At 62.8% G+C, this 21,105-nt stretch carries 15 protein-coding genes; 7 read left to right on the plus strand and 8 right to left on the minus strand.

The annotated features are described in order from the left end of the window. Position 1: 1 nt before the first annotated feature. Complete coding sequence (locus tag WCY17_RS09605; protein WP_372701960.1) at positions 2 to 1,189, minus strand: acyl-CoA dehydrogenase; 1,188 nt, start codon at positions 1,187 to 1,189, stop codon at positions 2 to 4. Between the two features lie 116 nt (positions 1,190 to 1,305). Between WCY17_RS09605 and WCY17_RS09610 the strand changes: the two genes are divergently transcribed. After that, positions 1,306 to 2,184, plus strand: coding sequence for a LysR substrate-binding domain-containing protein (locus WCY17_RS09610; protein WP_372701961.1), 879 nt, complete (start codon positions 1,306 to 1,308; stop codon positions 2,182 to 2,184). A gap of 103 nt (positions 2,185 to 2,287) precedes the next feature. On the opposite strand, the gene WCY17_RS09615 is transcribed toward WCY17_RS09610, so the two are convergent. Next, positions 2,288 to 3,964 (minus strand): thiamine pyrophosphate-binding protein, encoded by a 1,677-nt coding sequence (locus tag WCY17_RS09615; RefSeq protein WP_372701962.1) that lies wholly within the window; start codon positions 3,962 to 3,964, stop codon positions 2,288 to 2,290. A gap of 233 nt (positions 3,965 to 4,197) precedes the next feature. On the opposite strand from WCY17_RS09615, the gene WCY17_RS09620 reads away from it, so the two are divergent. The 4 genes from WCY17_RS09620 to speB all read left to right on the plus strand — a co-directional run bounded on the left by WCY17_RS09620 (position 4,198) and on the right by speB (position 8,672). Beyond that, positions 4,198 to 5,214: an amino acid ABC transporter substrate-binding protein gene (locus WCY17_RS09620; protein WP_372701963.1), complete on the plus strand. Its 1,017-nt coding sequence runs from the start codon at positions 4,198 to 4,200 to the stop codon at positions 5,212 to 5,214. Positions 5,215 to 5,337: 123 nt separating this feature from the next. Then, on the plus strand, positions 5,338 to 6,516 hold the full coding sequence (locus WCY17_RS09625) for an aspartate aminotransferase family protein (RefSeq protein ID WP_372701964.1): 1,179 nt from the start codon (positions 5,338 to 5,340) through the stop codon (positions 6,514 to 6,516). A gap of 21 nt (positions 6,517 to 6,537) precedes the next feature. Next, complete coding sequence (locus WCY17_RS09630) at positions 6,538 to 7,584, plus strand: ABC transporter substrate-binding protein (protein ID WP_372701965.1); 1,047 nt, start codon at positions 6,538 to 6,540, stop codon at positions 7,582 to 7,584. Between the two features lie 98 nt (positions 7,585 to 7,682). Further along, positions 7,683 to 8,672, plus strand: a complete 990-nt coding sequence (gene speB, locus WCY17_RS09635; protein ID WP_372701966.1) for an agmatinase — start codon at positions 7,683 to 7,685, stop codon at positions 8,670 to 8,672. Positions 8,673 to 8,691: 19 nt separating this feature from the next. Here speB and WCY17_RS09640 read toward each other — a convergent pair whose 3' ends face one another. Genes WCY17_RS09640 through WCY17_RS09660 form a run of 5 tightly spaced genes read right to left on the minus strand, consistent with a single transcriptional unit; the run spans position 8,692 to position 16,797 of the window. Then, positions 8,692 to 10,068, minus strand: coding sequence for a tryptophan--tRNA ligase (locus WCY17_RS09640; RefSeq protein ID WP_372701967.1), 1,377 nt, complete (start codon positions 10,066 to 10,068; stop codon positions 8,692 to 8,694). Positions 10,069 to 10,119: 51 nt separating this feature from the next. Further along, positions 10,120 to 11,211: a cell division protein ZapE gene (gene zapE, locus WCY17_RS09645; RefSeq protein ID WP_372701968.1), complete on the minus strand. Its 1,092-nt coding sequence runs from the start codon at positions 11,209 to 11,211 to the stop codon at positions 10,120 to 10,122. A gap of 6 nt (positions 11,212 to 11,217) precedes the next feature. After that, positions 11,218 to 12,645, minus strand: coding sequence for a dihydrolipoyl dehydrogenase (lpdA, locus tag WCY17_RS09650; RefSeq protein ID WP_372701969.1), 1,428 nt, complete (start codon positions 12,643 to 12,645; stop codon positions 11,218 to 11,220). Between the two features lie 12 nt (positions 12,646 to 12,657). Beyond that, entirely contained in the window at positions 12,658 to 13,884 is a 1,227-nt protein-coding gene (gene odhB / locus WCY17_RS09655) for a 2-oxoglutarate dehydrogenase complex dihydrolipoyllysine-residue succinyltransferase (RefSeq protein ID WP_372701970.1), read from the minus strand. A gap of 33 nt (positions 13,885 to 13,917) precedes the next feature. After that, entirely contained in the window at positions 13,918 to 16,797 is a 2,880-nt protein-coding gene (locus WCY17_RS09660; RefSeq protein WP_372701971.1) for a 2-oxoglutarate dehydrogenase E1 component, read from the minus strand. Positions 16,798 to 17,049: 252 nt separating this feature from the next. Between WCY17_RS09660 and WCY17_RS09665 the strand changes: the two genes are divergently transcribed. Continuing rightward, positions 17,050 to 19,344 (plus strand): NADP-dependent malic enzyme, encoded by a 2,295-nt coding sequence (locus WCY17_RS09665; RefSeq protein WP_372701972.1) that lies wholly within the window; start codon positions 17,050 to 17,052, stop codon positions 19,342 to 19,344. A 34-nt stretch (positions 19,345 to 19,378) separates the two neighbouring features. Further along, positions 19,379 to 20,083, plus strand: coding sequence for a LuxR C-terminal-related transcriptional regulator (locus tag WCY17_RS09670; RefSeq protein WP_372701973.1), 705 nt, complete (start codon positions 19,379 to 19,381; stop codon positions 20,081 to 20,083). A 60-nt stretch (positions 20,084 to 20,143) separates the two neighbouring features. Here the strand turns inward: WCY17_RS09670 and WCY17_RS09675 are convergent, their stop codons facing one another. After that, positions 20,144 to 20,950: a sensor histidine kinase gene (locus WCY17_RS09675; protein WP_372701974.1), complete on the minus strand. Its 807-nt coding sequence runs from the start codon at positions 20,948 to 20,950 to the stop codon at positions 20,144 to 20,146. Between the last annotated feature and the right edge of the window lie 155 nt (positions 20,951 to 21,105).

Consider the following 21,105-nt stretch of genomic DNA (forward strand, 5'->3'; position numbering starts at 1 on the left):
CTCAGTTGGCAAATGCAGCGATGCCCGTGATCGCGCGCCCGAGGATCAGTGCATGAACGTCATGCGTGCCCTCGTAGGTGTTGACGACCTCGAGATTGACGAGATGGCGGGCGATGCAGAATTCATCGGAAATACCGTTGCCCCCCAGCATGTCGCGCGCAGTACGCGCAATATCGAGGGCCTTGCCGCATGAGTTGCGCTTGACGATGGAGGTGATTTCGACGGGTGCCTGCCCTTCGTCTTTCAGACGCCCCACGCGCAGCACGGATTGCAGCCCCAGCGTGATCTCGGTGAGCATGTCCGCAAGTTTTTTCTGGATGAGCTGATTGGCAGCCAGCGGGCGCCCGAACTGCTGGCGATCGAGCACGTACTGGCGGGCGGTTTCATAGCAGGCCTCGGCGGCACCGAGCGCCCCCCAGGCAATGCCGAAGCGCGCCGAATTCAGGCAGGTGAAGGGCCCCTTCAGGCCGCGCACATCCGGAAATGCGTTTTCTTCGGGGACAAATACCTCGTCCATGACGATTTCACCGGTGATCGAGGCGCGCAGCCCCACCTTGCCATGTATGGCCGGCGCGGACAGACCCTGCGCGCCTTTCTCGAGGATGAACCCGCGGATCTTGCCTGCATCGTCTTTGGCCCAGACCACGAACACGTCGGCGATCGGGCTGTTGGTGATCCAGGTCTTGGCCCCTGACAGGCTGTACCCCCCCGGCACCGCACGCGCGCGGGTTTCCATGGAACCCGGATCGGACCCATGGTTGGGCTCGGTCAGGCCAAAGCAGCCAATCCATTCGCCACTGGCCAGGCGCGGAAGATACTTGCGTTTCTGGTCTTCGGTGCCGAATTCATGGATGGGCACCATGACCAGCGAGCTCTGCACGCTCATCATGGAGCGATAGCCCGAGTCGATGCGTTCGACTTCGCGGGCAATCAGGCCATAACAGACATAGTTGAGGCCGGCGCCGCCATATTCTTCCGGAATCGTGGCCCCCAGAAGCCCCAGTTCGCCCAGTTCGCGAAAAATGGCGGGGTCCGTGTTCTCGTGGCGGAATGCGTCCTGGACACGCGAGAGGAGCTTGTCCTGACAGTACGCACGCGCCGCGTCACGCACCATGCGCTCGGTGTCATCGAGTTGCTGATCGAGCAGCAGCGGATCAAGCCACTGGAATTGGGGGCGGGATTGGGACATGGGGGCTCCTGTGCAAAAGACGGGTGAATGATCGAACAGGAACATGCTAGCTGCACATGCCTGTCTCGGGCAAACGATATAATTTCCATTATTTGTGCAATTTCCTCACTCCAAAGATGCGCAATCGATTCCCAAGTACTCGCGCCCTGCAGGCGTTCGAGGCGGCATCGCGGCATGAAAGCTTCACCCGGGCGGCGCATGAACTGTCGCTCACGCAAGGTGCCATCTGCCGGCAGATTGCCGGCCTCGAGCAACATGTGGGCGTGGCGCTGTTCGAGCGCGTGCGCCGCGGGGTGCGCCTGACCGACGCAGGCGAACGGTATGCGCGCATGGTGCACGCCCATCTGCAGGCCATGGAGCGCGATACCCTGGCCATCATGGCCCATCAGGCCGGCGGGGTGCTCGACCTGGCCGTGGTGCCCACATTCGCCACCCGCTGGCTGCTGCCCCGGCTCGCCAGCCTGCAGGCCGCGGCCCCCGGGCTGCAGGTGAACATGGTCACGCGCACGACACCGTTCATGTTCGACGATACCGAATTCGACGCTGCGCTGTATTCCGGCAACCCGCGCTGGGCTGGTACAGAAGCGTATTTCCTGATGTACGAGAACCCGGTGCCGGTATGCAGCCCCAGGCTCGCGGCCACCCCACTGGCGCCGGATGCCATCGCCCGCATGCCGCTGCTGCAGCAAAGCACCCGCCCGACCGCCTGGCGGGAATGGTTCAGATCCGCCGGGACCATGGTACCCGACGACATGGTGGGCATGCGTCTGGAACTGTTTTCGATGCTGGCCCAGGCCGCCCGGGATGGCCTGGGTGTTGCCCTGATACCGGCCTTTCTGATCCGGCCGGAACTGGACAGCGGCCAGTTGATCGTCCTGAACCCGCACAGCAGCCCCGACGCACGGGCCTTTCACCTGATCGTGCCAGAACGGAAAGTATCCCAGCCATCGGTCGTGAAGTTCAGACAATGGCTGGTGGATGCCGTATCGGGCTGACACGGCCTGCGTACCCGTACCTCGATACTCGCCGGGCAGGCCCTTGGCCCGTGCGCCGCTTGCCCAGGGCAGACCCGGCCTTGCGGCTCACGCCACCCTGCCCTCAGCCCGCGCGCAGCTTGCTCAGGGTGGTGGTGGGCGTGATGGCCTCGGGATCCAGCAGGCAGTGAATGATGGCCGGCAAGCCGCTGTCGATGGCACGCTGCAGTGCCGGCGCAAACTGTTCGGTGGTCTCGACGCGCTCGCCGTGGCCGCCAAATGCACGGGCATAGGCTGCAAAATCCGGATTGTGCAGCGTCGTCGCCGATACCCGGCCCGGGTACGTGCGCTCCTGGTGCATGCGGATGGTGCCGTACATGCCGTTGTCGATCAGGATCACGATGATGGGCAGGCCATACTGGACCGCCGTGGAAAATTCTTGCCCGTGCATCATGAAGCAGCCGTCGCCGGCAAAGCAGATGACGCGCCGGTTCGGATACATGCGCTGGGCCGCCACCGCAGCCGGCAAGCCATACCCCATGGAGCCCGATGTGGGCGCCAATTGCGTGCCGAATGCGCGGAAGTGATAGAAGCGATGCACCCATGTTGCAAAATTGCCGGCGCCGTTGGCCATGATGGTGTCGGCTGGCAGGACTGCGTTCAGATGCGCCATCACCTCGCCCATCTGCAGCGCACCGGGATGATGGATGGCAGCGGGATCGCCCCAGGCCTGGCGCGCGGCATGCAGTTCGGTACAGCGCGCCACCCGGGCCGACACGTCCGTGGCCGGCGCCATGCCCGCGATGGCCGCGACCCAGGCGGCCGACGTGCAGGCCACTGCGAGATCGGCCTGATAGACCCGGTTGAGTTCACTGGTGTCTGGGTGCACATGCACGAAGGTCTGGTCAGGATTGGGGATGCCGAACAAGGTGTAATTCTGGCTGGGCACTTCGGACAGGCGCCCCCCCAGCGCCAGGATCAGGTCGGACTCGCGGATGGCAGCCAGCAGGTGAGGGTCACACCCAAGGCCCAGGTCGCCCACGAAGCAGGGGTGGTCCACCGGACACAGCATCTGGCGCCTGAACTGGACGGCGATGGGAATGCCATGGGCGCGCGCAAATTCGCCGAATGCAGCGACCGAGCCGGCATCCCAGGTACTGCCGCCCAGCAGGGCCATGGGCCGCCGGGCCTGTGCGAGCAGGGCCTCGAACTGCTGCACCTGCCCGGGCGCAGGCCAGGCCTGCGGCAGTTGACCCGGACGCGCATCGGCCACCTCGATGTGTTCGACCAGCATGTCTTCGGGCAGGGCCAGCACGACCGGGCCGGGTCGACCCGAGGCCGCCACCTTGAAGGCGCGCGCCAGATATTCGGGGATGCGTTCGGCCTGATCGATTTCGGCCACCCACTTGGCCTGCGTGCCGAACACGGCCTTGTAGTCCATTTCCTGGAAGGCCTCGCGATCACGGGCCGAACGATCGATCTGGCCCACCAGCATGATCATGGGGGTGGAGTCCTGCGACGCCACATGGATGCCGGGCACTGCATTGGACGCCCCCGGTGCACGGGTCACCATGCAGACGCCCGGGCGCCCGGTGAGCTTGCCATAGGCTTCGGCCATGTAGGCGACCCCGCCCTCCTGGCGGCACACGGTGACTTCGATGCCGGCATCGAACAGGCCATCGAGCACGGCCAGGTAGCTTTCGCCGGGCACGCAGAACACATGATCGACCCCGTGTGCACGCAACTGGTCGACCAGTACATGCCCGGCAAGGCGCGCGGCAGAAGAGGGAATGGCAGTCATGGAAATCCTCAGTAATGAAAACGAAAACGGCAGGGAACCCTGTGGCCTTGAAGGTCGCAACGATTCCATGATTTGAACACTTTTATACCGCTTTCGACTACTCGCTTCACCTACTGGCACAAGTCCTGCATTTCGGCGATGATTGTGCACCGCAGACTGGTTGCCAAAAGCACCATTTCGGCAGGGGCACGGCCCCGATCCATTCAACGACAACCCATAACAGGGGGAGACACATGAAGCTACTGAAATTCGCCGCACTATCCACCGCCCTGCTGCTGGCCGCCGGCAGCGCCCAGGCTGGCAGCACCTTCGATGCCGTCAAGGAACGCGGCTTCGTGCAATGCGGCGTGAACTCGGGCCTGCCCGGGTTTGCCCTGGCCGACAGCAAAGGCGTCTGGAAAGGCATCGATATCGACATGTGCCGCAGCATCGCCGCGATGATGTTCGGTGATGCCGAGAAGTTCAAGGCCACCCCGCTCACGTCGCAGCAGCGTTTCACAGCCCTGCAGTCGGGCGAAGTCGACGTGCTGACCCGAAATTCCACCGCCACCATGATCCGTGACACCACACTGGGCCTGATGAGCACCGGCATCAACTACTACGACAGCCAGGGCGTGCTGGTCAACAAGAGCCTGGGCGTCAAGAGCGCCACCGAACTCGATGGGGCGGCGGTCTGCGTGCTGCAGGGCACCACCACCGAGCTGAATCTGGCCGACTGGTTCCGTGCCCACAAGCTTGAATTCAAGCCCGTGGTGATCGAAACCTCCGAAGGCGGGTTCCGCACCTTCGAGGCGGGGCGCTGTGACGTGGTCACCAGCGACAAATCCCAGCTGGCCAGCCTCAGGGCTTCATCGGCCACCCCGGACGACTACATCATCCTGCCCGAGAATTTCTCCAAGGAGCCGCTCGGCCCCATGGTGCGCCAGGGCGACGACGAGTGGTTCATGGTGGCACGCTGGGCGCTGAATGCCTGGATAGAGGCCGAGGAATACGGCATCACATCCGAGAATGTCGATGAGATGCTGAAGAGCAACAATCCCAATGTGCAACGCATCCTCGGGGTCTCCGGCGACATGGCAAAAGGTCTGGGCCTGGATGCCAAGTGGGCCTACAATATTGTCAAGCAGATCGGCAACTACGGCCAGTCATTCGAGCGCAACATCGGGCAGGGTTCACCGCTCAAGCTCGAGCGGGGCCTCAATGCCCTGTGGACGAACGGTGGCCTGATGTACGGCTGGCCATTGCGCTGATTTTCCCGGCCTGAAACAAACCGCCCCGGCAGCGGGGCGTCCGGGGGGCCTGCCCCCGGTTCCTGCTACCCCCAACAAAGAATTTTTCCAATTCAACTGACCCAGACCTCGCAGGTTTCACCCATGTCCGATTCACACCTGATGTCCACCTACGCACGCCAGCCGCTGTCGTTCACCCACGGAACCGGTGTGTGGCTCACTGCCGAAGACGGCCGGCGCTACCTGGACCTCACTGCCGGCATCGGGGTCAATGCCATGGGTCACTGCCACCCGCACCTCGTCGAAGCCCTGAACCGCCAGGCCGGCAAATTGTGGCACCTGTCCAACCTGTACGAAATCCCCGATCAGGAAAGGCTGGCAGACCGCCTGTGCGCTGCCACCTTTGCAGACCGTGTGTTCTTCACCAACAGTGGGGCCGAGGCCAACGAAACCGCCCTCAAGCTGGCACGACGCCATTTCGACCTCGCCGGCCAGCCCGAGCGCTGGCGCACCATCGTGTTCGAGGGCGCCTTCCATGGTCGCACGCTCACCACGATCATCGCCGGAGACGGCGAAAAATACCGCGAAGGCTACGCGCCCCATGCGCCAGGCTTCGATCGTGCCGAATTCAATGACATCGACTCGGTCCGTGCACTCATCGGCCCCGAAACTGCGGCCATTCTCATCGAGCCGGTACAGGGTGAAGGCGGCGTGCGCAGCGCCGATCCGGCCTTCATGCAGGCCCTGCGGGCCCTGGCCGACGAGCACGGCCTGCTGCTCATGGTCGATGAGGTCCAGTCAGGCAATGGCCGCACCGGCAAGCTGTATGCGCACGAATGGTCGGGCATCCAACCCGATGTGCTCACCACGGCCAAGGGCCTGGGCGGCGGTTTCCCACTCTCGGCCTGCATGGCCACCGAGCGGGTTGCCAGTGCCTTCGGGCCGGGCAACCACGGCACCACCTTCGGTGGCAATCCACTGGCCATGGCGGTTGGCAACGCGGTATTCGACATCCTGACAGCCCCCGGCTTCATGGACCAGGTCTGTGCGGTCGCCGATCATTTTCGCGCAGGCCTTGTCGACCTGGCCCGGCGCTACCCCACGCACATCGGCGAGCCCCTGCGCGGCCTTGGCCTGATGATCGGCCTGCCCGCACATACGCCCAACACCCGCATCGTCCAGGCTTGCCAGGACCACGGCCTGCTGGTCCTGACCGCCCGCGACAACATCATCCGGCTGTTGCCCGCACTGATCATCACCCCTGCCGAGGCCGATCTGGCACTCGAAAAGATGGCGCAGGCACTGGATACTCTGGCAGCATAAACCCAACGATCGGAGACATTCATGAAATCACGCACTTTGCTCGCCACCTTCGCGCTGACCTTGCCCATGGCCATGCTCGGGTACTCCCCGGTTCAGGCACGCGACCTGACCGTCGTCAATTTCGGGGGTGCCAATGGCGATGCCCAGGAAGCCGCATACATCAAGCCTTTCGAGCAGAACACAGGCAAGAAAATCATCCCGGTGGCCTATAACGGTGAGCAGGCCAAGGTCAAGGCCATGGTCGATTCGGGCAATGTGGTCTGGGATGTCGTCGAGGTCGAGACCGGCGATCTGGGCCGCGGCTGCGATGAAGGTCTTTACGAAGACATCGACTGGCCCTCGGTCATCGATGCCAGCGACATCGTCGACGGCGCCCTGATGTACTGCGGCGTTGGCACCTTCGTGTGGTCCACCGTGCTGGCCTACAACACCGACCTTCTCAAGACGGTACCCACCGGCTGGGCCGACTTCTGGGATGTCGAGAAATTTCCCGGCAAACGCGGCCTGCGCAAGGGCGCGCACTACAATCTCGAGTTCGCCCTGATCGCCGACGGCGTCCCGGTCGACAAGGTGTACGAAACACTGTCCACGCCGGAAGGGGTGGACCGGGCCTTTGCCAAACTCGATGAACTCAAGCCGCACATCCAGTGGTGGGAAGCGGGGTCACAACCGCCGCAGCTCCTGACGGCCGGCGACCTGGTCATGTCGGCCGTCTACAACGGGCGTATCGATGCGGCGCAACGCGAGGGTCGCCCATTGGCCATTGTCTGGGATGGCAGCGTCTATGACTTCGACTACTGGGTCATTCCCACGGGCTCGCCCAACAAGGAAGAAGCCATCGAATTCGTCAAGTACGCCAGTTCGCCCAAGGCACAGGCCGCATACAGCGAACACATCGCCTACGGCCCGGTGAGCAAGAAAGCCATCGAAATGCTGGGCGACGACGTACTCGCCAGCGTGCCCAACTCGCCGCAAAATGCAAAGAACGCCTTGTTCAACGACCTCGAGTTCTGGACCGACCACGGCGAAGGGCTCGAACAGCGGTTTTCGGCCTGGGCCGCCCGCTAGATTCCGACCAACCCCTGAGCTGAACGCCAGATTCCAGCCCGTCTGCAGCAAGCCCCCGGTAGCCACCGTCCGGGGGCATTCTGCCGCCATCACGTCCCATGAAAACAGCCACGCCCCCTGCCCACGCCGCCGGAACCGACACCAGCGCCATGACGGCACCGCGATACACGGGGATCGCCACCTTCATGCGCACCCCATTGGCCAGCAGCCCGGGCAACGTGGACATCGGCCTGGTGGGTGTCCCCTATGACGGCGGCGTCACCAACCGCGCCGGCGCCCGCCATGGGCCACGCGAACTTCGCAATGCGTCCAGCATGACGCGCACCATCCACCATGTCACACGCATCAATCCCTACGCGCTGTGCCGGGTGGCCGATCTGGGTGATGTCCCGTTGCCGCACGTATACGATCATACGGCCGTATATGAAGATATCTGCAGTTTCTACCAGGCCCTTGCACAGGCGGGGGTACGCCCCCTGAGCGCCGGGGGTGATCACTCGATCACCTTTCCGATTCTGGCGGGGCTGCACGCGGGCTCGCCCCGGGGGACCCGCCCGCCGGGCATCATCCATATCGATGCCCATACGGACACCTGGGGCCCGTTCATGGGTTCGAAATTCCATCATGGCGGGCCGTTTCACCAGGCCACCGAAGCCGGTGTGATGGACCCTCGGCGCACCATACAGATCGGCATACGCGGCGCCCAGAACACGCCGGCTGGCTGGGATTACTCGCGCGCACACGGCATGCGCGTCATGTTCATCGAAGAATTCGACGAACTCGGCGTTCAGGCCGTGATTGCCGAGATCCGCCGTGTCGTCGGTGAGGGCCCCGTCTATCTCTCGTTCGACATCGATGCGCTCGATCCAGCCTACGCGCCCGGTACGGGCACACCAGAGGTCGGCGGCATCAGCACCCTTCAGGCCCAGACGCTGCTGCGCGGCCTGCGCGGGCTGGATTTCATCGGTGGCGACCTGGTCGAAGTCGCCCCGCCGTTCGACCCCAGCGGCAATACGGCCCTGGTCGGGGCCACCCTGATGTACGAAATACTCTGCCTGCTGGCCGAGCGCTGCGCAGCAGCGCCATGATGCGCCGTATCTGCGCGGGTCAGATCTGTGCCAGAGCAGTGCACACATCCGGCAGATCATCCTGATCGACCCGTGCCAGGCATTGCCCGTCTGCCACCAGACTCACCCTGCCATCGGCATCCGCTGGCAGGGTGGCCAGGTCTTGCTGGATCAGTGCCTGTACCCCTGCGTGCAGGGCCTTGGGGTCGTCGAAAGCTTCCGTGAGCATCAATTCGCGCCCATCGACGCCAAACAGACGCTGCCGAAATCGACCATCCGCATCGCGAAAAGACACCAGGCGAGGCCGCCTGCCCTTGCCGGCCGCAGCTTCTTTTGGTGCCCCGTGGCCTGGCACAGCCTTGCCATGCACGCCATGATCGGGGGAGATCGACACCGTGGCTGAACGCAAACCCACCGCGGCCCTCAGGCGCTTCATGAACGGCAGCACCTGAGCGCGGGCCTTGCCGGCACCGGCCTGCAGGATGTCTTCGATCTGCTTCGGATGCGCCATGAGCTCGGCATAACGCGCCCGCATCGGACCGATCTGGGCTTCGATCCGATCGGCCAGCATGGCCTTGGCATCCCCCCAGGCCAGGCCGGCTTCGAGTTCTGCCCTGAAATGGGCGATCTGCGTCGGGCTGGCAAATGCCTGGAACAGGGTGAACAGGTGCGAGCCTTCGGCCTGCTTGGGTTCCCCAGGTTCGCGCGAATCCGTCACGATCTGCGCCACCGCCTTCTCGAGCGCCTGACGCCCCCCTTCGAACAAGGGAATGGTGTTGTCGTAGCTCTTTGACATCTTGCGCCCGTCCAGCCCGGGCAGCGTCGCCACGGACTCGTCGATCTGCACTTCGGGCAGTGTGAACAGGCCCTCTTCACCACCATACAGATGGTTGAAACGCTGGGCGATGTCGCGCGCCATCTCAAGGTGCTGGATCTGATCGCGCCCCACGGGCACCCTGTGGGCGTTGAAGATGAGGATGTCGGCCGCCATCAGGATGGGGTATGAGAACAGGCCCATGTTGATGCCATCATCAGGATCGAGACCACGTGCGACATTTGCATCGACCGAGGCCTTGTAGGCATGGGCGCGATTCATCAGCCCCTTGGCCGCGACACACGTGAGCATCCAGCACAGTTCGGGGATCTCGGGGATGTCCGATTGCCTGTAGAACGTCACGCGCTCGGTGTCCAGGCCCGCCGCAATCCATGTTGCGGCAATTTCCACCCGCGAGCGCGCCACCCGGGCGGGGTCATCGCACTTGACCAGCGCGTGATAGTCTGCCAGGAAGAAAAAGGCATCGACCTCGGCATGGGTGCTGGCCTCGATGGCCGGCCGGATGGCTCCGGCATAGTTGCCCAGGTGCGGCGTTCCGCTGGTGGTGATACCGGTCAGAACCCGGACTTTCTGTGTCGTCATGTCAGTACTCGGAAGAGGATGTGGGCCCGACAAGGGCCAACGCGCCCAGGTTCACAAGGTCACCAATGCCCGGCGAGTGTCCTCGAGATACTCGCGCGACTGCATTTCGATCAGGCGCGACACGGTACGCGGAAACTCGTTGGACTGCGGGCCATCGACATACAGTTCGTCGGCCGGGCACTGGGCCGAGAGAACCAGCTTGACCCGATGATCGTACAGGACATCCACCAGCCAGGTGAAGCGCCGGGCTTCGGATGCCTGGCGTGGCCCCATGCACGGTACATCCGAGACGATGACCGTCTGGAAGCGGTCGGCCAGTTCGAGATAATCGTTCTGCGAGCGCGGTGTGCCACACAGACTTGCGAAATCGAACCAGACGACGGTGCCGGCGAGCGCCAGGGCCCGGATTTCGCGGCCTGCAATCTGGAGTACCGGGGCCTGCCCGGCCGTGTCCGCCAGCCGATCGAAGATGGCGCGCAACTCATCGTGCGTGGCCGCCACGATGGGTGTGATGTAGGTCCGCACCTCGGCCAGGGCCAGACGCCGATAGTCGACCCCGGCATCGACATTGAGAATGTCCATGTTGTCCTGGATCAGCGCAATGGCCGGCAGGATCCGGTCCCGGTGCAGGCCGTTTGGATACAAGGTGGAGGGCTCATAGTTCGAAGTCATGACGAAGGATACGCCATGCTCGAACAGAGCCGCCAGAAGCCGGTACAGGATCATGGCGTCAGCCACATCCGACACATGGAATTCATCGAAGCAGATCAGTCTGTAGCGGCTGGCGATTTTCCGTGCGACATGATCGAGCGGATCTGCCTGACCACTGAATTCACGGATCTCGTGGTGGGTGCTGCGCATGAATTCATGGAGGTGCAACCGGATCTTGCGCTTGATGGGCACCGTGAGATAGAACGCATCCATGAGGAAACTCTTCCCGCGCCCCACCCCACCCCAGAGGTAGACCCCCCGAGGGACATCGGGGTGGAGAAACAGTTTTTTCAGGCGATTCGAGCGCTGCTGCTTGAAAAGGAGCCAGTCATCGTAGTAGCGCTGCAGGCGGCGAACCGCCGCCTGCTGGGCCTCATCGGCAACAAAGCCCCGCTCGCGCAGGGCCTGCGCGTAATACGCACTGACATCCATCAGCAACTACAGGTTGAGGGTACGCTTGTCAACCGCCAGTGCGGCTTCCTTGACCGCTTCGGACAAGGTGGGGTGTGCGTGGCATATGCGCGCAATGTCTTCGGCTGCACCACGGAACTCCATGATGGCCACTGCTTCGGCAATCAGTTCGGAGGCCATGGGGCCCACGATATGCACCCCCAGCACCTCATCCGTACGCGCATCGGCCAGAATCTTGACGAAGCCGGTGACATCGCCCAGCGCGCGTGCACGGCCGTTGGCCATGAACGGGAAACTGCCGGCCCGGTACTCGCGCCCTTCGGCCTTGAGCGCCTGTTCGGTCTTGCCGACCCAGGCAATTTCGGGTGCGGTGTAGATCACCCAGGGAATGGTGTCGAAGTTCACATGGCCGTGCTGGCCCGCAATGGTTTCCGCCACTGCCACGCCCTCTTCTTCGGCCTTGTGCGCCAACATGGGGCCGCGCACCACATCCCCCACCGCCCAGACATTGGGCAGGTTGCTGCGGCAGTCATCGTCGACCACGATGAACCCCCGATCATCGAGCTTGAGCCCCACCGTCCCGGCACCAAGGCCCTCGGTATTGGGCACCCGGCCGATCGATACGATCAGGCGCTCGACCGAGAGCGTTTGCGCCTTGTCGGCCGCGTCGACGTATGAAATTTCGATATTCTTGCCCTGCGACTGGATCTCGCCGATGCGCACCCCGGTATGGATGGCCAGCCCCTGCCTGGTGAGCGCCTTCTGGGCCTCTTTGGCGACATCGCGGTCCACCGCAGCAAGGAAATCCGGCATGGCTTCGAGCAAGGTGACCTCGGCCCCCAGGCGACGCCATACGCTGCCCAGTTCGAGGCCGATGACCCCCGCCCCGATGACGCCGAGCGTTTTGGGAACGGCCCCCAGGCGCAGCGCGCCATCGTTGGAGAGGACCCTGTCTTCGTCGAACGGCAAGCCGGGCAGCGCCCTGGCACTGGATCCGGTCGCAACGATGACATGACGGCCTTCGAGATCTTCTTCGCCGGGGCCAGCCACCTTGACGACCCAGCCAAAATCGGTTTTGGCCACCAGGGAACCCTGGCCATGAAAAAAAGCGACCTTGTTCTTCTTGAACAGGAACTGGATGCCCTCGTTGTTCTGCTTGACGACGGTATCCTTGCGGCCGATGAGCGTACCGAGGTCGAGCCCGACCTTCTGGACGGTCACGCCATGGTCGGTCAGATGCAGGCGTGCCTGCTCGTAGAGTTCGGACGACTGCAGCAGCGCCTTGGAAGGAATGCAGCCGACGTTGGTGCACGTGCCCCCTGGCGCAGGCTTGCCGGCCGCGTTGGACCAGGCATCGACACAGGCCACCGACAGGCCGAGCTGTGCGGCTCGAATGGCCGCGATATATCCACCGGGGCCCGCCCCGATGACAACCACATCAAATTGTTTTGCCATGATGATTACCTGTCAGACATTCAGCAGCAGACGTTGCGGATCTTCGAGAGCGTCCTTGATGGCGACCAGCGCCAGTACCGCCTCACGCCCATCGATGATGCGATGGTCGTAGGACAGTGCCAGGTAGTTCATGGGCCGGATCACGATCTGGCCGTTCTCGACCACCGGCCGCTCTTTGGTTGCATGAATGCCGAGTATGGCGGATTGCGGCGGGTTGATGATCGGTGTGGACAGCATGGAACCGAACACCCCCCCGTTGGATATGGAGAACGTGCCACCGGTGAGTTCATCCAGCGTGAGCTTGCCGTCCTGGGCGCGCCGGCCAAAATCGGCAATCTGCTTTTCGATCTCGGCAATACCGAGCTGATCGGCATTGCGCAAGATGGGTACCACCAGGCCACGCGGACTGCCCACAGCAATCCCGATGTCGAAATAGCCGTGGTAGATGATGTCCTTGCCATCCACCGACGCATTGACCACCGGATAGCGCTTGAGCGCGGCCACGGCCGCCTTCACGAAGAACGACGTGAAGCCCAGCTTGACACCGTGCTCTTTCTCGAACGCCTCTTTGTATTTCTTGCGCAGGTCGATGATGGCCTGCATGTTGACTTCGTTGAACGTCGTCAGGATGGCGTTCTCAGCCTGTGACTGAAGCAGGCGTTCGGCCACGCGGGCCCGCAGGCGGCTCATGGGGACCCGCTGCTCGGGACGCCCATCGAGGCTGACCGGCATTTCGGTGGCCGGGGCCGCAACCTGGCTGGTGACCTGGGCCGATGCCGCCATGGCATCGGCCTTGGTGACCCGCCCGCCGCGCCCGGTACCCGTTACGCTGGCGGCCTCGATCCCTTTTTCTGAAAGAATCTTGCTGGCCGCCGGCGAGGCCACGGCCGACGTACCGGCAGCCACCTTTGGTGGCTCGGCAGCTGCCGCTGCGGGCACTGACGCCACGGGCGCTGCTGCGGCCTCGGGCGCTGCCGGCGCAGAAGCGGCCGCCTGCGCCTCGGTGTCGATGCGGGCGAGAACCTCTTCGGACACGACCGTACTGCCGTCGCCCTTGACGATTTCGGTGATGACCCCGGACACGGGTGCAGGCACTTCCAGAACGATTTTGTCGGTTTCGATTTCGATCAGGATCTCGTCTTCCTGCACCGCTTCACCAGGCTGCTTTTTCCATTGGAGCAAGGTGGCCTCCGAGATGGACTCGGACAATTGCGGGACGTGAACTTCTGTAATGGCCATGATGGGATTTCCGTATGAGTCTAGGGGATTTGCTTATTTGATCAGTGAGAAGCTCTTGAGCCGCGCAGCAAACGCCTGTTCGAGGAGCGCCTTTTGCTGCTCTTGATGCTTGGCCAGATAACCGACTGCCGGCGAAGCCGAAGCCGACCGACCCGCATATCCCAACCTTTGACCTTCGGTCATGTTCTCGTACAGATGATGTTGTATGTAAAACCACGGCCCCTGATTCTGAGGTTCATCCTGCACCCACACCAGCTCTCTCGCATTCGGATATTTCTGCAGTTCGGTCTGGAACGCCTTGTGGGCAAATGGATACAGCTGCTCGATGCGCAGGATGGCGACATCGGAACGCCCCTGCTCTTCGCGCGCATGAAGCAGGTCGTAGTACACCTTGCCCGAGCAGATCAGCACCCGCTTGATATCCTCAGGAACAAGCCCTGTGTCCACCTCTCCGATGACGGTCTGGAAGGAGCCTGTCGCCAGATCTGCCAGCGGTGAAGTCGCGCTCTTGTTGCGCAGCAATGACTTGGGCGTCATGATGATGAGCGGTTTGCGAAATGGACGAATCATCTGACGCCGCAGCACATGGAAAATCTGTGCGCCATTGGTGGGCTGCACGACCTGGATATTGTTGTCGGCACACAGTTGCAGGAAACGTTCGATGCGGGCCGACGAGTGCTCGGGCCCCTGCCCCTCGTAGCCGTGCGGCAACATCAGCACCAGGCCGCAATGACGGCCCCACTTGGCTTCGCCCGAGGTAATGAACTGATCGATCACCACCTGGGCGCCGTTGGCGAAATCACCAAACTGGGCTTCCCAGATGGTCAGCACGTTGGGTTCGGCCGTGGCATAGCCATATTCGAAACCCAGCACTGCGAGTTCGGACAGGACCGAATCGATGACATCGAATGGCGCCTGCCCTTCGCAGACATTCTGCAACGGGATGTAGGCCCCTGCATCCCAGCGTTCGCGATTCTGATCATGCAGCACCGAATGGCGGTGCGTGAAGGTGCCGCGACCCGAATCCTGCCCAGCAAGCCGGATGGCATACCCGTTGCTGAGCAGGGTGGCGTAGGCCAGATGCTCGCCCATGCCCCAATCGATGGGGTGCTCGCCCCGCGCCATGGCGAGGCGATCGGCCAGCAGTTTCTTGACCAGCGGATGCACCGTGAACCCATCGGGTACCTGGGTCAGGCGTTCACCGATGCGGGTGAGTTCGGCCTGGGGCACCCCGGTATCGGCGTGGTCTGTCCATTTGGCGCCCAGAAACGGCGTCCAGTCTGTCGCGTACTTGTTCTTGTAATCGGTCAGTACGGGTTCGACCGTACGCTGGCCGTCTTCCATCAGCTGGCGGTAGTTCTTGACCATCTGGTCGGGTTCGTCTTCGGAGAGCACCCCCTGGGCCACCAGCCGGTCGGCGTAGACCTTGCGCGTGCCGGGATGCTTGCCGATGCTCTTGTACATGAGCGGCTGGGTGAGCGACGGGGTATCCTGCTCGTTGTGCCCCAGCTTGCGGAAGCAGACGATGTCGACCACGACGTCGTGCCTGAACTGCTGCCGGAAGTCGAGTGCCAGGCGGGTGATGAAGACCACGGCCTCGGGGTCATCGCCATTGACATGGAAAATGGGCGCCTCGATCATCTTGGCCACGTCGGTGCAGTACAGCGTGGACCGGGCATCACGCGGATCGGACGTGGTGAAGCCGATCTGATTGTTGATGACGATATGCAGCGTGCCACCCGTGCCATAGCCCCGCGTCTGCGCCATGTTGAGGGTTTCCATGACCACGCCCTGCCCCGCGAAGGCCGCGTCGCCATGAACCAGGACGGGCAGGACCTGATCGCCCGCCGCATCCTTGCGGCGGTCCTGGCGCGCCCGCACGCTGCCTTCCACCACGGGGTTGACGATTTCCAGATGGGACGGATTGAAGGCCAGCGAGAGATGCACGGGCCCGCCACGCGTGGAGAGGTCGCTGGAAAAGCCATTGTGATATTTCACGTCGCCATCGGTGAGCGTGTCGTTGTGCTTGCCCTCGAATTCGGCGAACAGGTCTCCGGGCATCTTGCCCATGATGTTGACCAGCAGGTTGAGACGCCCCCGATGGGCCATGCCGACGATGATTTCCTGTACGCCGCTGCCGCCGGCGTGATTGACGACCTCATCCATGGCGGCAATGAAGCTTTCGCCCCCTTCAAGGGAAAAACGCTTCTGGCCGACATACTTGGTGTGCAGAAAGCGCTCGAGGCCTTCGGCCTCGGTGACCTGCTGCAGAATGTTGCGCTTCTGTTCGGCCGTGAATTCGGGCAGGCTGCGCGTGGATTCGAGACGTTCCTGGATCCAGCGCTTGACGGCCGGATCGCCGATGTACATGAACTCGGCGCCGACATTGTGGCAGTAGGTATCACGCAAGGCCTTGACGATGTCGCGCAGCGTCATGGTGTCGGCCTTGGTGAAATAGGTGTTGGTGGCCGAATAGACCTGGTCCAGGTCCGCTTCGGTCAGGCCGTAGAACGCCGGATCGAGCTCGGGAATTTCAGGCCGATCGCGCCGCTTGAGTGGATCGAGTTGCGCGATGCGCACACCGAGCGACCGGTAGGCTGCAATGATGGACTGCACATAGACCTGCTTGCCGGCGATCGCCAGGGCGTTCTCTGTGACCACCGCCGGGCGGATCTGGAATGCGTTGTCGCGGGCGCGCTGCATGAACGAGGCCACGATGGGGGCATGGGCCTGATCATGAGTGGATTCACGGCCATCAACGGCCGGTTGATGCTGAAGCTGGTCGAAGTACGAACGCCACTGTTCGGCAACCGAACCGGGGTCATTCAGATAGGCTTCGTAGAGGTCTTCGACATACGGTGCGTTGGCACCGAACAAATAGGAGTTGGACAGAAGTTCTTGCTGAGAGGACATTGTATGCTTCACCTGTACGGGTGCTTCACCCGAAACGATGCAGATTGATCAACCTTCCGCGACACGGCCTGACCGTAAAGCGGATAGCGGGGGCAGAAGGCCTGGGTACGACGCCTTGCACATGCCGTATTAAGGTTAAAGTATACCCGTCCTGCCGGGCAGATTTAAACTGAAGACCCGGAAACACGCCACTTTCCATCCGTTTGCGTTGGCAGCACGCACACCCTCGTATGGCCCCAAGGAGCTTTCATCATGGATCATGAAAACGAACGCGCAAAAATGGCCCTGGATTATCATGCCTATCCTACTGCGGGGAAAATCTCCGTCGTGCCCACCAAACCCCTGGCCAACCAGGACGACCTCAGCCTGGCCTATTCGCCCGGGGTCGCAACGGCCTGCATGGCCATCCACGCAGAAGGTGAAGCCGCTGCCGCCCGCTACACGTCGCGGGCCAATCTGGTGGGCGTGATTTCCAACGGCACCGCGGTACTCGGCCTGGGCAACATCGGGCCGCTGGCATCCAAGCCGGTCATGGAGGGCAAGGGCTGCCTGTTCAAGAAATTTGCCGGAATCGACGTCTTCGACATCGAACTGAATGAAACGGATCCCGACAAACTGGTCGACATCATCGCTGCACTCGAGCCCACCCTGGGTGGCATCAACCTCGAAGACATCAAGGCGCCCGAATGCTTCTACATCGAAAGGAAGCTGCGCGAGCGCATGGCAATCCCCGTATTCCATGATGACCAGCACGGCACCGCAATCATTTCGTCGGCCGCGCTGGTGAACGCACTCAAGATCGTGGGCAAGGACATCGGCCAGATCAGGATCGTCAGTTCCGGCGCGGGCGCTGCGGCCATTGCCTGCCTCGACCTGATGGTCAGACTGGGGGTGGCCCGCGAACACATCACGGTGGTCGATTCACGCGGGGTCATCTACCCGGGGCGCGACGCGCAAATGGAACCCAACAAGGCCCGCTATGCGCGGACCACCGACGCGCGTACATTGGCTGACGCCTGCCGGGGCGCCGACGTATTCCTGGGCTGCTCGGCGCCCGGCGTCCTGACGCAGGACATGGTGCGCAGCATGGCCGCTCGGCCGCTGATCCTGGCTCTGGCCAACCCGGAACCCGAAATCCGCCCCGAACTCGCCAAGGCAGCCCGCCCCGACTGCATCATTGCCACCGGCCGCTCCGACTACCCCAACCAGGTCAACAATGTCGTCTGCTTTCCGTTCATTTTCCGTGGCGCGCTCGATTGCGGCGCAACAGTCATCAATGAAGAGATGAAACTGGCCTGCGTCAAGGCCATCGCCGAACTGGCCGAATCCGAGACCGATGCCGAAGTGGCCGGCGCCTATGCCGACCAGGACCTCAGTTTCGGGCCCGACTACATCATCCCCAAGCCTTTCGACCCGCGCCTGATCATCAAGGTTGCGCCTGCCATTGCCCAGGCGGCGGCCGACTCGGGGGTCGCACGACGGCCTGTCGACGACATGGATGCCTATCGTCAGTCCCTCATGAGCATCGTGTACCACTCGGGCCAGCTCATGCGCCCGTTGTTCAGGCAAGCCAAATCGGCGCCCAAACGCGTGCTCTTTGCCGACGGCGAAGACGAGCGTGTGCTGCGCGCAACACAAACGGTCCTCGACGAGCAGTTCGCCCGGCCCATACTCGTGGGCCGCCCTGCCGTCATCGAAATGCGCATCAAGAAATTCGGCCTGCGGCTGGTACCCGGGCAGAACATCGAAATCGTTGATCCCGAAGACGACGCCCGCTTCAATGAAACCTGGACGGCCTACTACCGGAATCGCGGGCGCCTGGGCATCACCCCGGATATCGCCAAGGCCATGGTGCGCAAGCACAACACGCTCATCGGGGTCATGCTGCTGCAGCGTGGTGACGCCGACGCCATGATCTGTGGCGTGGCCAGCCGCTTCGACAACCAGTTGCGCTATGTCGAGGAAATCATCGGCCTGCGACCCGGTGCCAAGACCTACGCGGCCATGAACGTGCTCATGCTGCCCACGCAGACGCTGTTCGTCTGCGATACGCACGTGAATGAAGACCCCAGTGCCGAACAGATCGCCGACATGACCATACTTGCGGCTGAAGAGGTGCGCCGCTTCGGCATCGTGCCCAAGGTGGCCCTGCTCTCGCATTCCAATTTCGGCAGCAGGCCCAGCGCCTCTTCCCTGAAGATGGCCGAGGCCCGGCGCCTGGTCGCCGAACGTGCGCCCGAGCTCGAAGTGGATGGCGAAATGCACGCTGATTCTGCGCTGTCCGAAGCCATACGCCGCAAGGCCTACCCCGACAGCACCCTGTCGGGCCCGGCCAACCTGTTGATCACGCCCAATCTGGACGCTGGCAACATTACCTACAATATGCTCAAGATGACCGGCAGCCACGGGGTGGCCATGGGCCCGGTACTGCTCGGTGCAGCCCGTCCCGTGCACATCCTGACGACCAGTGCCACCGTACGCCGGATCGTGAACATGGCAGCCCTGGCGGTGGTGGATGCGCAGCAGGAAACGAGGCAGGCGGGCTGACAGCACGCGGGCACAGCAACCTTCCAGAGTCTCTATGGACCACACGCAGCACCAACCCGTCATTTCGGCCCCTGCATGCGGCATTGTCATCGAGGACATGGCCGCTACGCGAGGCTGGCTGATGCAGGCCCTGATGCAGGCCTTTCCGGGTATCCATGTGCACGGCGCGGCCACCCTGGTGCAGGCGCGTCACTGCATGGCACAGAAACGCCGGCAATATCCCGACGCCCAGGGGCTTGCGCTGATCGATTTGCGCCTGCCTGACGGTTCGGGGCTGGACATCATCGATGAATGTCTCACACTGGAGATCATTCCCGTCGTAACCACCATCTATGACGACGACGACTCGGTTTTCGAAGCATTGCGTGCAGGGGCCCAGGGCTATCTGCTCAAGGATCACGACATGGCTCAGATGGCTCGGTATCTGCGCCGCATCGGCCAGGGCGAGCCGCCCCTGTCGCCCGCCATTGCCCGACGCATCCTCAAGACGCTGCATCAGGCACCCCCTGCCCAATCACAGGACCCGTCGACCCAGTCGATGCTCAGCCCCCGGGAAACAGAAATCCTCGGCCTCATCGGGCGCGGCATGCGTGTCAACGACGTCGCCCAGCACCTGCAGCTGACCCCGCAGACGGTGGCCAGCTACATCAAGAACCTGTACCGCAAGCTGAACATTTCTTCCCGCGCGCAGGCCGCCCTGCAAGCGCACCGGCTGGGGCTCATCAAGCCGCCCAAATGATCGCCAACAAAGCGCGAACGCACCACGGCCGACCTTGCGCGCCGGCCGATGCAGGTACCCTCAACGAAGCGGAACATGCAGCACAATGGTAGTGCCGCCTGCGCCACTGGTGTAGCGGACGGCACCACCAAGACTCTCGACCCGCTGACGCACGCTCTGCAGGCCCATGCCCTCGCCAGGCACGGCATCCGCATCGAAACCGCAGCCATTGTCGATCACCTCGATATCCAGGCAGCCGTCACCCGGATGAAAATGGACGTCCACACGCGTAGCCCGGGCATGCCGGATGACATTGCTGATGATCTCCCGCAACGCCGACATCACGTTCCTGTAGACCGGGTAATCCAGTTGGGCACCCGATGCAGGCGTTTCACCGCGAGCATGCCATGCCAGGTGGATGCCCGCGGCCTCCAGGCGCTCGCTCAATTCATGGCGCAGATCGCTTTCCACGATATCCAGCGGATGTTGCCGGCCGCTGAGACCGCGCAATATGATGCGCATTTCAGCAATCGCCTGACCCATGCTGTCACGTGCAGCGGCGAGATCTGTCTGGTGCATGCCCGTCAGCAGCAAGGCCCCTACATCATCATGCAGGTCGCAGGCAATGCGATTGCGCTCTTCCCGGCTGCCCAGTTCGTAGGCATGGCGGCTTTCTTCCGCATGATGCAGCATGTCCACCAGCTGCATGACCAGATCGCGATCCGTCGAATCGAACAAGCGCCGCCCGCGCCCCGGATAACGCATGACCAGTGCCGGCGAATGGGCCATGGCAGGCAGGCGCAGGCTCAGGCCATCCTCCTCGATGCGGGCTACCGCACATGGCGTGCCCCACTGGATTTCGAGCGGATCAAAAAGCGAACGCAACAAGGCCTGCCAGCGTTCGGCACGCAGATCTTCAGTGGGCGCAGAACTGTGCCACGGTGAGGTCTGCCTCCTGGAAGCGACCCACAATCGCACGCCACTCATCGAGACTGCGCCGCTGCTTGTCTGTTCTCTGTCTGTCCATCGCCCGGACCTCCCGC

The organism is Castellaniella sp., from assembly GCF_041677825.1.
Lineage (GTDB): Bacteria > Pseudomonadota > Gammaproteobacteria > Burkholderiales > Burkholderiaceae_B > Castellaniella.